Annotated in this window: 14 protein-coding genes, 1 tRNA gene and 1 rRNA gene; 10 read left to right on the forward strand and 6 right to left on the reverse strand. The window is 63.6% G+C overall.

Going from position 1 to position 12525, the window contains the following annotated elements; all coding sequences use genetic code 11:
- The first annotated feature begins 15 nt into the window (after positions 1 to 15).
- From AC5RU3_RS14610 to AC5RU3_RS14635, 6 genes are all read left to right on the forward strand, one after another.
- On the forward strand, positions 16 to 357 hold the full coding sequence (locus tag AC5RU3_RS14610; protein WP_309070142.1) for a hypothetical protein: 342 nt from the start codon (positions 16 to 18) through the stop codon (positions 355 to 357).
- Positions 358 to 433: 76 nt separating this feature from the next.
- Positions 434 to 880: a hypothetical protein gene (locus AC5RU3_RS14615; protein ID WP_309070141.1), complete on the forward strand. Its 447-nt coding sequence runs from the start codon at positions 434 to 436 to the stop codon at positions 878 to 880.
- On the forward strand, positions 877 to 1476 hold the full coding sequence (locus AC5RU3_RS14620; RefSeq protein WP_493966016.1) for a hypothetical protein: 600 nt from the start codon (positions 877 to 879) through the stop codon (positions 1474 to 1476). Before AC5RU3_RS14615 ends, AC5RU3_RS14620 begins: the two co-directional genes overlap by 4 nt.
- Positions 1477 to 1539: 63 nt before the next feature.
- The gene (locus AC5RU3_RS14625; RefSeq protein WP_493966017.1) at positions 1540 to 1851 is read left to right on the forward strand and encodes a hypothetical protein; all 312 of its coding nucleotides are present in this window, start codon (positions 1540 to 1542) and stop codon (positions 1849 to 1851) included.
- 57 nt (positions 1852 to 1908) lie between these two features.
- Entirely contained in the window at positions 1909 to 2805 is an 897-nt protein-coding gene (locus AC5RU3_RS14630) for a DNA/RNA non-specific endonuclease (RefSeq protein WP_493966018.1), read from the forward strand.
- Positions 2806 to 2895: 90 nt separating this feature from the next.
- Entirely contained in the window at positions 2896 to 3495 is a 600-nt protein-coding gene (locus AC5RU3_RS14635) for a uracil-DNA glycosylase family protein (RefSeq protein WP_309070137.1), read from the forward strand.
- 79 nt (positions 3496 to 3574) lie between these two features.
- Here AC5RU3_RS14635 and AC5RU3_RS14640 read toward each other — a convergent pair.
- Together AC5RU3_RS14640 and AC5RU3_RS14645 are read right to left on the reverse strand one after the other, a co-directional pair.
- Positions 3575 to 3648 (reverse strand) — tRNA-Thr (locus tag AC5RU3_RS14640).
- A gap of 93 nt (positions 3649 to 3741) precedes the next feature.
- A complete protein-coding gene (locus AC5RU3_RS14645) occupies positions 3742 to 4602 on the reverse strand; it encodes a DsbA family protein (RefSeq protein ID WP_309072455.1) in 861 nt (286 codons plus the stop codon).
- 135 nt (positions 4603 to 4737) lie between these two features.
- Here AC5RU3_RS14645 and AC5RU3_RS14650 point away from each other — a divergent pair, with 135 nt between their 5' ends.
- The 4 genes from AC5RU3_RS14650 (at position 4738) to AC5RU3_RS14665 (ending at position 9657) form a co-directional block, all read left to right on the forward strand.
- The gene (locus AC5RU3_RS14650) at positions 4738 to 6183 is read left to right on the forward strand and encodes an alpha,alpha-trehalose-phosphate synthase (UDP-forming) (RefSeq protein ID WP_493966019.1); all 1446 of its coding nucleotides are present in this window, start codon (positions 4738 to 4740) and stop codon (positions 6181 to 6183) included.
- Entirely contained in the window at positions 6176 to 6961 is a 786-nt protein-coding gene (gene otsB / locus AC5RU3_RS14655) for a trehalose-phosphatase (RefSeq protein ID WP_309124494.1), read from the forward strand. Before AC5RU3_RS14650 ends, otsB begins: the two co-directional genes overlap by 8 nt.
- Positions 6962 to 7103: 142 nt before the next feature.
- Positions 7104 to 8192 carry an ABC transporter ATP-binding protein gene (locus AC5RU3_RS14660; RefSeq protein ID WP_493966020.1) on the forward strand — a complete coding sequence of 363 codons (1089 nt, stop codon included), beginning with the start codon at positions 7104 to 7106 and terminating at the stop codon, positions 8190 to 8192.
- A gap of 106 nt (positions 8193 to 8298) precedes the next feature.
- Positions 8299 to 9657, forward strand: a complete 1359-nt coding sequence (locus AC5RU3_RS14665) for a DUF4032 domain-containing protein (protein ID WP_309072459.1) — start codon at positions 8299 to 8301, stop codon at positions 9655 to 9657.
- Positions 9658 to 9765: 108 nt separating this feature from the next.
- On the opposite strand, the gene AC5RU3_RS14670 is transcribed toward AC5RU3_RS14665, so the two are convergent.
- The 4 genes from AC5RU3_RS14670 to rrf form a co-directional block, all read right to left on the reverse strand.
- On the reverse strand, positions 9766 to 10356 hold the full coding sequence (locus AC5RU3_RS14670; protein WP_493966021.1) for a hypothetical protein: 591 nt from the start codon (positions 10354 to 10356) through the stop codon (positions 9766 to 9768).
- A gap of 121 nt (positions 10357 to 10477) precedes the next feature.
- On the reverse strand, positions 10478 to 11851 hold the full coding sequence (locus tag AC5RU3_RS14675; protein ID WP_493966022.1) for an FAD-binding oxidoreductase: 1374 nt from the start codon (positions 11849 to 11851) through the stop codon (positions 10478 to 10480).
- A 14-nt stretch (positions 11852 to 11865) separates the two neighbouring features.
- Positions 11866 to 12354 carry an SRPBCC family protein gene (locus AC5RU3_RS14680; RefSeq protein ID WP_493966023.1) on the reverse strand — a complete coding sequence of 163 codons (489 nt, stop codon included), beginning with the start codon at positions 12352 to 12354 and terminating at the stop codon, positions 11866 to 11868.
- Positions 12355 to 12437: 83 nt separating this feature from the next.
- Positions 12438 to 12525: ribosomal RNA gene (rrf, locus tag AC5RU3_RS14685) — 5S ribosomal RNA — on the reverse strand; the annotation flags it as partial.

Genomic DNA, 12525 nt, shown 5'->3' on the forward strand with positions numbered 1-12525 from the left:
ACCTAGACTGGGAAAGTGAAGAAACTTGCTGCACTCTGCCTGCTCGTGCCCGTCGCTGCCCTGCTCGCAGGCTGCAGCCAGATAGAGGAGACCGCCGGCGGGATAGCCAGCGATGCGGCGTCGCAGGTTGCCGGGGCCGCCGCGGAGGAAGTCCGATCCCAGGTATGTTCCCTCGTGAACGACGGCAACGTCAGCGCTCGGGACCGGGAAATCCTGGGAGGGCTGGTAGAAACCGCTGAAACCGCCGGCGTTCCCTCGGAAATCACTGGCCCTCTTCGTGACATCGCTGCGGCGGGAGACCAGGTGCCCGCCGAGTCCGTCGAGGCGCTCAATGAGGCTTGCTCCCCGTCGTCGTAATCGCGGGAGGTCGCGGTTCGATGTCAAATATCCATCAACTGTTCTTTTGAGCAGCCGCTAGCAGTACCTTGTTCCTATGAGAAGCGGCTCAGCCCGAGTCGTTGGTGAAGCGACTGCTTATCAGGACGCGGTGTCGCGTTCCATCAGGGCCGCGTGCGCGCGGTGGGTGGCGATCGAACTGGAGTTCGGGCTGCTGAGCGGATCCGATGTCGACGCCCTGCTCGGCCCCCATTGGCCCCCCGCCGGATGCCTGGCAGCGGAACGCCGAATTCTCGGTGTTGCCACCAAGGCAGGGCGCGTTCTGTACCCGGGATTTCAGTTCGACAAGACCGCTCGCATCGTCCGGCCGGTCATGGCCGAAGTTGCGGAGATCGCCCTTGCTGCTGGCTGGAAAGACCGTCACATCCTGCAATGGTTCGTTGTGGCGAACGGCGAACTTCACGGCGAGCGGCCGGTTGACGTTATCCACGACAGGGACCGACTGCTGGCCGCCGTACACGCTGATCTGGAGTCGGTCTGGTGAAAATCCTGCTTCCGCTGACCTTGACCGCTCTGCTGCTGGCCGGTTGTGGTGCCGTGACTTCACCGGGTGGAAGTCCTGCCAGCGGTTCACCTCGACCGGCTTCCGATGAGCTGATCGGCCAGGGAACAGTGTTGTCGACCGGTGACGGGCCGGCAATGCTTTGCCTGGGACCCGTCATGGAGTCCTATCCGCCGCAGTGTTCCGGCCCGGAGATCGTCGGCTGGGATTGGACGCAGGCTGACGCTTCAGAAAGCGCGAACGGTGTCACCTGGGGAACCTATGCTGTCCAGGGCAGGTGGGATGGCACCACCTTCACGGTCACCCGGCCGCCGACGCCGCTGGCTCTCTACGATCCTCCCGCCAACATCGATCCCAGGACGGACCCCACGAATCCCGGAGCAGGGACCGAAAGCGAACTGGCTGACCTGCAATCCACCATATCGAGCGATCCTGACGTGCTCATGACCTGGATTGAAAACGGCTACCTCTTTGTCACGGTGACTTACGACGACGGAGCTCTGCAAAGCGCGTACGACGCCCGCTATGGGGCGGACGTCGTTGCTGTGCAGTCGTCTCTGCAGCCGGTGAAAAGCTGACGGGTTCGGGACTCGCCTGACCCATCCCTCAAAAATGTCGGAGGCGCGCAGTACCTTGGGCGCATGAACATTTCAGCCACTTCCCACACCACTCCGACCACACCTGTCCGCCACCCCGAGCGGGGGCGCCGGTACAGCATCGAAGAACTTCGCGACCTTGCGGACCAGGGGGACGCCTGGGCATTATGCCAGGTCGATCAGTGGGAGCTCGAGTTTGCGGACGAGTACGTGGGCACCAGGTCGGAGCGGTGTTCCGACCCCACCTGTGAGGCGTTCGGCGAGCCCGTGGACACGTGCCATGACCAGGACGGCCGGCCAATCGACATCGACCATGGTGGTTGGGGGCACAGCGTCACCTGGGAACGAGCAGCCTGACCTGCGTTGATGCCCAACGTTCATCTCGCGTCCATTCGACGGTGATAGGTTCCGCCAATGGACGCACCCTTGCCTGAGCCGCGGTTCCTTACAGCGGACGATCTCTCCGACCGAGCCGGCTTCGACGAGGAGTTTCTCGGTATCGGTCTGCCGGTGCCCGCCCTGGCGATGCTCGAGACCACTCTGTTGCCCTACACGCACTTCTCCATACTGATGCGCAGTGACAAACGCCTCGCAGCGGTCACCGCGCTCGGCATCGATGGTTCCCATCTGATGGACATGGACCGGTCAGGCATCGACTGGCGCCTCGATCCAAGATTGGGAGAGAGCATGCAGACCGGCGCAGGGCTCTACGCCCGCAATGACATCGACCGGGGGCATCTGGTGCGTCGGGCGTCGGCTGTGTGGGGCGCGACGCAAGCGGAAGCAGCGCAGGCCAACAGTGACACCTTTTTCTACACCAATGCAGCACCACAGGCCGCGGCATTCAATCAAAGCCTTGATCTGTGGCTCGGGCTTGAAACCTACCTGCTGGATAACGCTGCGGACTACGGCCGGCGTCTGGTTGTCTTCACGGGGCCGGTTTTCAGCGATCGGGATCCGGTGTACCGCGGAACCGGCATCCCGCTCATGTACTTCAAGGTGGCGGCTTTTCTTCATGAGGGCGGGCTTGCCGCCACCGGTTACGTGGTGGATCAGACGCCCCAGCTGCGTGAGCTTCCCGACATAGAACGGCCCGGCGCGGTGGACGCCGCTCCCCCGCTTGGTCCGTTTCGCACGTTCCAGGTCCCGATCCGTGACATCGCCGCTCTCACCGGGTTAGACCTCGCTCAGCTTGTCGACGCTGACCGTATGCCCATTGCGGCCGCCCTACCTACGGCGGCGGTCACTTCGGCGTGGCGGGAGCTGTCCAATCCCGAATGCCTTGATTTGGATTTCGACCTCCGGCAGTGAAGTACTCCCACCCCGCCTGACGTGGATCAGACTCTGTAGCGAAGCTCACCTCCGTCAGGCGAAGTGAACACACCCGGATACAGTGGAGGTATGTACCTCGACCATCCGCAAGCCCTGGCCGACGAAGCGGTCCTCGAGAACCGCCGATCCATGCTGGCGACCGCCCCGCACGTTCAAAGCCTGGAGCAGTGGCGCGCCGCGTATGCCGCCGCCCGGTCGACTCCCGTCCCCCACTTCGACCCCGCAGACGCCGGAGACCAGGCACGCGTGCTCTTTGTCCTCGACCGCCCGCAGGAAGATCTGTTCTCCGAAGGCGGCACCGGCATCGTGTCAGTCGACAACCCTGACAGCTCGGCCGAGCGCTGCTGGATTGAACGAGATTCCGCCGGTTTGCATGACGGCGTCCTGATGTGGAACATGGTCCCGTTCCTCGCGCCCAACCCCAACGCGGACAACCGCACAGCCGGAGCGAAGGCGTTGGGCTCTGTCCTGCGGCTTCTTCCGCGTCTCGAGGTGGTGCTGCTCTGCAGCGACGCCGTGCAGCAGACCTGGGACAAGCACCTACAGGACAGGGTGCCCCGCGTCACCGTTATCAAGGCGCCCGGTGTCGGGCCGCAGTCGCTCTCGCGCAAGACCAAACAGGACGAACTTCGCAAGGCCGTTGAGCGGGCCAAGCGCCTCGTCGGCTGACTTCGATGCGCCGTCAGGCGCGCACGAAAAAACCCCTCCTGCCAGGACATACCCGGTCAGGAGGGGTTTTTTGTGTGGGAGCCCCCTGCCGGATTCGAACCGGCGACCCCCTGTTTACAAGACAGGTGCTCTGGCCAACTGAGCTAAGGAGGCATGCTGGCTGAGCCAGCCCGCGCCGTCGTCGTCGTTTCGGTTTCAACAGCGCTACACAAGATTAGCCCAGCGCCGCGGTCGGCAGGAAATCAGCTAGCTCTTCGCCGCGATCTTCTCCTGCGCGACCGTGGCGAAGTCGCTCACCGCGTCCGGGACTTCCTCGCCGTCCACGAACACTGTGGGCGTACCAGTGATGCCGTAAGTCTCGGCTGCCTGCGTTCCAAACTTCACCCATGGCCGGAAGGTGTCCTCCTCGAGGCAGGCGGAGATGTCGCCGGCAGTTGCGGTCGCGGCCATGTCGGCAAGTTCGACGTCGGACAATTCCCCGTTTTCGAAGTTGCCGAACAGAGCGGCTGAGAAGTCCCAGTAGGCCTGAGGCGCAGTGTCTGCGACACAGGCGAGCGCGGCGGCACCGCGGGACGAATAGTTGGTCTGTGAATTGGGGTCCAGGTATGCGACGTTCCGGTACTCGAAGGTGATGGCACCTTCATCCAGCCACGTCTGGATCTGCTCCGCATGCGTCCGCTCAAAGTTGGCGCAGTGCACGCAGTTGACGTCGACGTAGGCGACAACCTGCACGGGTTCATCCGCGCCGGACGCAGCAACGCCCGGCGGCAGATCCGCGGGGTTCGGTGCTTCCTCGGGCAGGGAGGCGACGTCGACCGAGTCCACCGTGGCGGGCGCAAGTTCCGTTGTGGACGTAAGCACGATGCCGCCGTGTTCGTTTCCGTGCGCGGGAGCGGCACCGGCGTCGGGCACCTGAGTGCGGATGTTCCCAGCGACGATGAGGCCGACGATGACGAGGATCGCCACTACCGCCGCAACAACACCCCACTTGATGAGGAACGACGCGCGCTTCTCCCGTCGCTGCCGGTCCTCCATCACCAACCGCGCCTGCTCGCGCGCCTCCGACTTCCGTTGGGCTTTGCTGGGTCTGGGTGTGCTGGGCGTCATCAGTCCTCGTTGTTCCACATCGGTTGCGTCTTCACACCATTTTAGGTGACTCCCCCGCCCTCTCCGCAGCCGCGCAGCTCCCCTTCCCGACCGGCTAAAGTCATCAGTAGGCCTACCATCGTCAGGGGAGACAGTATGCAACCAGGTGACACCACGTACGGTGAGTTCGAATTCATTGTTGTGTCCAACCGGCTTCCGGTTGACCGCGTGAACGACGACGACGGAAACGGCACCTGGCGGCGGTCACCCGGCGGTCTGGTGACCGCGCTCGCTCCCGTGATGGAGAAGGCAGACGGCGCATGGGTGGGCTGGCATGGCGCGGCAGATGAAACCCTTGAATCCTTCGACCACAGCGATATCCGGCTCGTTCCCGTGCCCCTGAGCGCGGACGAGGTCGAGTTCTACTATGAGGGCTTCTCCAACGCAACCCTTTGGCCGCTCTATCACGACGTCATCGCGCCGCCTGAGTTTCACCGGCACTGGTGGGACTCGTACCGCAAGGTCAACGAGCGATTCGCTGCGGAGACCGCGTCGATCGCTGCCGAGGGCGCAACAGTGTGGGTGCAGGACTACCAGCTCCAGCTCGTTCCCAAGATGCTCCGGGAGGCGCGGCCGGATCTGAAGATCGGTTTCTTCAACCACATTCCGTTCCCTCCGCTCGAGATTTACGCGCAACTCCCGTGGCGCCGCCAGGTCGTCGAGGGCCTGCTCGGCGCGGACCTGATCGGATTCCAGCGGCCGAGTGACGCCAGCAACTTCCTGCGCTGCGTACGCCGCTTCCTGGGTTTGGCAGTCCGCCAGCAACAGGTTCAGGTGAGGGGCGTCGACGGTTCACCCGACTACGTGTCGCGGGCAGAGGCGTTCCCCATCTCCATCGATGTCCAGCGCATCGTCGACCTGGCGAACCGCCCGGACATCATCGAACGCTCGAAGGAGATCCGGCGTGAGCTTGGGAATCCCAAGCACATCCTGCTCGGCGTTGACCGCCTCGACTACACCAAGGGCATTGGCCACCGCCTGAAGGCGTACGAGGAGCTCCTTGCCGACGGGCTCGTCAAGGTTGAGGACGCTGCGCTCATTCAGGTCGCGAGCCCCAGCCGGGAACGTGTGGAGCAGTACCGGCTGCTGCGGGAAGAGGTGGAAGGCGCCGTCGGCCGCATCAACGGCACCTACGACACCATCGCGAACACCGCTATCCGCTATCTCCACCACAGCTACCCCGTGGAGGAGATGGTCGCGCTGTATCTCGCAGCGGACGTCATGCTCGTGACTGCGCTGCGGGATGGAATGAACCTGGTCGCGAAGGAGTATGTCGCTGCGCGTACCGGCAACCGCGGCGCGCTGGTGCTGAGCGAGTTCGCCGGGGCAGCGGACACCCTGCGCCAGGCCATCCTCGTCAATCCGCACGACATCGACGGACTGAAGAGCGCCATCCTTTCGGCGCTCGAGATGACTCCCACCGAGGCCGGCCGACGGATGCGGGTCATGCGCCGGCAGGTGCTTCAGAACGACGTCGAGCGCTGGTCCAAAGCGTTCCTTTCCGAACTGCAGAACGGTGCCCGGGAGGAACTCCTTGTCTGAGTCACTCAGTCCTGAACTGCTCTCCGCGCTGGCTACGGCAGCCGCCACAGACACCCTTCTGGTCGCCCTCGACTTCGACGGCACCATGTCACCGCTCGTTGACCGCGCAGAGGACGCACGCGCGCTGCCGGGGTCAGCGGCAGCGCTGCGTGAACTGGCGCAACTTCCACGCACGACGACGGCGCTCATCTCCGGGCGCGCGCTGGAGAGTCTGCGCTCGGTCGCCTCTCCTGAACCGGAAACCCTGCTGATCGGAAGCCACGGAGCGGAGACATGGACCGGCCCGGATGGCGCTCCGCTTGAACTGACCGCGTCACAGGCGGAGATTCTCCGTCGGGCCACGGACGCTGTGCAGAAGGTAGTTGACATACACCCGGGCACGCTGCTCGAGTTGAAGCCGGCCGGCGTCGTTCTGCACACCAGGACCGCTGACGCCGAGACAGCAGAGTCAGCGACGACGGCGGCGCGCACCGCCCTGTCAGCCGTGGATGGTGTGCATCTGAGCAACGGGAAGAACGTCCTTGAACTCTCCGTCGTGCAGGCGGACAAGGGTCGGGGGCTACAGTCCCTGCGCGAGCTGACCGCCGCAACAGCGGTAATCTTCGCGGGTGATGATGTCACCGATGAGCATGCATTGAAGACTCTCACCGCGCCTGATGTCGGCATCAAGGTAGGCGACGGCGATACCGCTGCGGAATACCGCATCACTTCACCCGAGCAGCTCGTTCAGGTGCTTCAGGAACTTGTAACACTCCGTACTGCTGGCGTCTCCGCCTGACTTCGTGCATACTCTTATCTTGTGACGCAGTTCACGGCGGGTCCCACTCGGCCTCCGTCGCTGTGAATCGCTTCAATTGAATATTTTCCATTCACAACGGATCGTCGGGCACGTACCTGCCCGTGAAAAGGATAAGAAAAACATGGCAACGGTAACGTTTGACCAGGCTACTCGCCTGTACCCGGGCACCGAGAAGCCCGCCGTAGACAAGCTCAACATCGAGATCGCAGACGGCGAATTCCTCGTTCTCGTCGGACCCTCCGGTTGCGGAAAGTCCACCTCCCTCCGCATGCTGGCCGGCCTGGAAGACGTCAACTCCGGACGCATCCTGATCGGTGACCGCGACGTCACCGACGTTCCCCCGAAAGACCGCGACATCGCGATGGTTTTTCAGAACTACGCGCTGTACCCGCACATGTCCGTTGCCGACAACATGGGCTTCGCCCTGAAGATCGCGGGCGTTTCCAAGGAGGAACGTGCTCAGCGCGTCCGTGAAGCCGCCAAGCTGCTCGATCTCGAGGACTACCTGGACCGCAAGCCGAAGGCTCTTTCCGGCGGTCAGCGCCAGCGTGTTGCCATGGGTCGCGCCATCGTCCGTAACCCCCAGGTCTTCCTCATGGATGAGCCGCTGTCGAACCTCGACGCCAAGCTGCGCGTTCAGACTCGTACGCAGATTGCCTCGCTGACCCGGCGCCTCGGAGTCACCACCGTGTACGTGACGCACGACCAGGTCGAGGCCATGACCATGGGCGACCGCGTAGCTGTTCTGAAGGACGGCATCCTTCAGCAGGTCGACACCCCCCGCAACCTCTACGAGCGCCCAAAGAACGTGTTCGTGGCCGGCTTCATCGGCTCCCCCGCCATGAACCTGCTCGAGCTTCCCACCACGGAGGCCGGCGTACAGTTCGGTGACACCACTTACCCGGTTCCCCGCGATGTGCTGGGCAACGCACACGGCAGCACCGTCACGCTGGGTGTCCGTCCCGAAGACCTCGCCCTCGCTCCCGCCGGTGAAGGCCTGCAGGTTGAGGTCGACGTCGTTGAGGAACTCGGCGCAGACGCGTACCTCTACGGCCACACCACCCTCAACAGCCGGGACCACGACATCGTGGCACGAGTCGACGGACGCCGTCCTCCGATGAAGGGCGATACCGTCTACGTGCGCCCCGAGAAGGGCCACGTGCACCTCTTCGACACCAAGGATGGACTCCGCCTGGCGGACCATGTGTAACGTCCTGACCCACTGAGCGGTTAGACACATCCCGCGGTGGCCCCTGTTGGTTGACGGTAAACTCAACCGACGGGGGCCATCGTTGTTGTTAGGACAGACGGAACATATGACTGATTCGAACCAAGCCAACTGGCATCACGAGCCGACGGATTACGATCAGCCCGGCAAACTGCCCCGCTCGAGGAACGCCCTTGGTGAGGGATCACTGGGATCGCTCAACATCACCGCGGCCGCAACCGATCCCGAGCTGCTGGACCTGCCGTGGCACCTTGCACTGGAGGAATGGCCCGCGGAGTATCTCGCCGCGCTTCCGCGCGGCATCTCCCGGCACATCGTCCGTTTCGCCCATTTGGGTGGTTCCGTCATTGCCGTGAAGGAAACCAGCGAGCACATCGCCCGGCACGAATACCACATGCTGCGCAAACTGCAGCGACTCGATGTTCCCTGCGTCGAGCCCGTCGCCGTCATCTCGGGCCGTCAGACGGCCGACGGCGAGGACCTCAACCCGGTTCTCGTTACCCGTCACCTGAAGTTCTCCATGCCCTACCGCGCACTGTTTTCCCAGATGCTGCGGAAGGACACTCTGACGCGCCTCATTGACGCCCAGGCGCTTCTACTCGTGCGCCTTCACCTCATCGGTTTCTACTGGGGCGACGTCTCGCTGTCCAACACACTCTTCAGGCGCGACGCCGGTGCTTTCGCCGCCTACCTGGTGGACGCGGAGACCGGGGAGCTCTACCCTGAGCTCTCCACCGGGCAACGTGAGTACGACCTCGAGATCGCCCGGGTCAACATCGCGGGCGAGCTCATGGACCTCGCCGAGGGCGGCCTCATCGAGGAGAAGGTGGACCCCCTGGCCACCAGCGAACTCATCATGGACAGCTACCGAAGGCTTTGGGCCGAGCTGACGGACAAGGAGTCCTTTGAACTGGGCGAGCGATGGCGCGTCAACGCGAGAATCCGCCGCCTGAATGAACTCGGCTTCGACGTCGAAGAATACGCCATCAAGACCGTTTCCGAGACGTCGCAGATTCAGCTTCAACCCAAAGTGGTCGACGCCGGCCACCATAGCCGCCGCCTCATCCGTCTCACCGGGATCGACGCCCAGGAGAACCAGGCCAGGCGCCTGCTCAATGACATGGATGCCTATCGGGCAGACAACAGCCCCGGCCTGGATGAGGAGATCAGCGCCCACCAGTGGGTGGCGCAGGTCTTTGAGCCCATCGTCCGGGCTGTCCCCCGTGAGCTGGGCGGGAAGCTCGAGCCCGCTGAGGTGGTTCATGAGGTGCTTGAGCACCGGTGGTATATGTCAGAGAAGCAGGACCGGAACGTTCCGCTCGCTGAAGCCGTGCAGTCCTACCTGGACTCCGTACTGCGGCACCGTCGCGACGAAGCTGCGATCATGCTGACCGCCGACACCAAGACGCTTGACATCATCAGCGGAGGAGCGCAGGAGGGCAGCTGAGCATCGCAGGCACAGTTCCTCAAAATGAGGAGAGCGTCCGCGGTTCAGGGCTAATACCCCGATCCGCGGACGCTCTGCTGTGTAGGCCAGCCTGCTATCTCTTCCCGCTTACGGAACCAGCTGACTGCAGTCAATCTCCTGGCCTTGGAACTCCTGAACACCGGGGCCCGCGGTCTGGCAGAATTCGACGACCTCTTGCGAGAAAGGTATCAGCGCGATGAGGCCGACGATCGCGATGATGCCCGTGATCACGCCGATAGCGCCGATGATGATGCCTGCGAGGGCAAAGCCGTTGCCCATTCCCGCTTTCCGCGACTTCACCATGGCGATGATCGAGATGATCAGACCGACGATCGAAATGGGCCAGATGATGGCACAGATCAGACCCACGATGCCGAGCGTCTTGCCGGGGTTCTCAGCGGGCTGGCCGTAACCCCCGCCGTACCCTCCCGGTGTGCCGTAGGGCGAACCCTGCCCGTAGCCGACCGGCGCCTGCCCGTACGGCTGGTCCGATGAGGGCTGCTGCCCGTACGGCTGGTGGGACGAAGGCTGCTGTCCGTACGGCTGGTGGGACGAAGGCTGCTGCCCATACGGCTGGTCCGCCGACGTCGGCTGCTGCCACTGCTGTCCTGCGGGGTAGCGGGATGCATCATCCTGGCCGCCGTTGTGGCCGGGCTGACCCGTGGTGTTATCTGACACGATTGTTCCCCATCTCTCAAGTGTGATTGCCACCGGCACCCGCCGCGGCGCTGCTGCTTTCAGTCTATCCATAGGGCACCAGCGGTTACCCGCGAATCACGGCGAAAGTGCTCCGGCGTCCCTAGAGAATTGCCTTGCCCGGGTTCAGTATTCCGCGAGGGTCGAAGACCTCCTTGATCCGCCGCTGCAGCGCGAGCACCTCGGGAGCCTGCTCCCACGCGAGCCACCGGAGCTTGTACTGTCCGACCCCGTGCTCACCGGTGATCGTCCCGCCCAGGGTCAGCGCGACGCGCACGGATTCGTCCAGGGCGACGTGCAGGCGGTTCATGCCCGTTGCCCCCTCAGCGCGGGGAACCCAAAAGGTGGGATGCAGGTTCCCATCGCCCGCGTGTGCGACCAGGCGCAGCCGCACATCGTGTTCCCTCGCAAGCCGCTCGAGCTCCGCAGCGTAGTGCACCAGTTGGGAGCGTGGGACGGCGACGTCCTCACCCACCCGGAAGTCGTCGTCGACCCCGTCACCCCGCGCATTTCTGCGCAGGTCGAGAAGGGTGGCGGCCTCGGTGCCGTCCTCCGTATCGACCGCCGCACCCGCGCGGGTGAGAACCTCGCGCACGACGGCGGCCTCCGCCTCCGCGCCGAACCCGTCGGTCTGGACGAGTAGCAGCGCGCCACCCCTGGACGAGAGATCCGACTTGAACGCTGAATCGAGGATCTGAAGCGTATTGCCGTCGAGAAGCTCGAGAATGGCTGGCTGGACCCGCGCCGCACCGATCGCGAGAACGCCCGCGGCTGCAGCCGGAAGATCAGCGAAGAAGGCGGCGAGGGTCTGCGTTTGCACAGGAAGATACTTCAGCCGCACTGTGATGCCAACGACGACCCCCAGTGTTCCTTCCGAACCGACAAACAGTGCCGTCAGGTCGTACCCGGCCACACCCTTGAACGACGCGTGCCCGGTATGGATGAGCGTGCCGTCAGCAAGCACGACGTCCAGAGCGAGCACGGAGTCGCGCGTCACCCCGTACTTCGCGCATCGGAGTCCACCCGCGTTGGTGGCAACGTTCCCGCCGATTGTGGAGATGGCATGGCTTGCAGGATCGGGCGCATACATGAGGCCATGAGGAGCGGCCGCAAGGTTTAGGTCAGCATTGATTACCCCAGGCTCCACGACGGCCAACTCATCCTCGGGACGAACGTCAAGGATGCGGTTCATCCGCTCGAGGCTCAGGACAACACAACCTTGAAGGGCATGTGCACCGCCGGACAGGCTCGTGCCCTTCCCGCGCGGAACCACCGGAACGCCCAAACGGAACGCGCACCTCATTACGTGCTGTACCTCGTCAACAGTCTCCGCCAGCACAACGACTCCAGGTTGTGCCGGCACCGCTACGGGGCCCTGATCCCGCGAGTAGCTGGCGAGTGACCCTTCGTCTACGAGCAACCGCGCAGGATCCACCCCGCTGACCAGTTCTTCCAACAGGGTGGCGGTAGTGCGCATTTCGCCGTCCTGGGTCATGCAGCACCGCCCATGAAACGCCGGTAATGCGCTAAAGCAGCGACCCAGTCGGGCGCAGCATCTGACTGCTCATGGCCCAGCTCACCGTCGGCCCAGCCATTGTGAACGACCCTGACCTGCGTAACCGGGCCGTTCTCCAGGAACGAGATAGAGACATGGCTCGAGAGGTGTGGATTGCCTTGATGGTGCCACGCCAACTCAAGCCCGCTTTCCGACACGGGTTCGATCAGCGTCGCCCATAATGCTGAGCGACCCGAGGGGTCTTCCTCGAACAGCGTCCCGTCGGTGAACTCCGGATGTGTTCCCTCTCCGAACCGGGTTTGGTCCGCAGGCCACCATAAGTGGATTCCGTCCATGAAACCAGCAAAGGAATCCTCACGGGACTGTGGCACAGTCACTTCTGCGACGAGGGCTGCCGGCGCTGCACTGAAGTCGGCGGGATTCGGCTCAGCATTGCTGTTGCCGTGCGAAAAGAGGCTGTCCATACTGCGACTTTAGTGTGGTTGGTGGGTTGTGGTTAAAGCAGGAAGGGCCTCACCATCACTGGTGAGGCCCTTGCCTAAGTGTTGTCCGGCGGTGTCCTACTCTCCCACACTCTCTCGGGTGCAGTACCATCGGCGCTGTGGGTCTTAGCTTCCGGGTTCGGAATGGGACCG

This window comes from Arthrobacter sp. MDB1-55 (assembly GCF_059092925.1).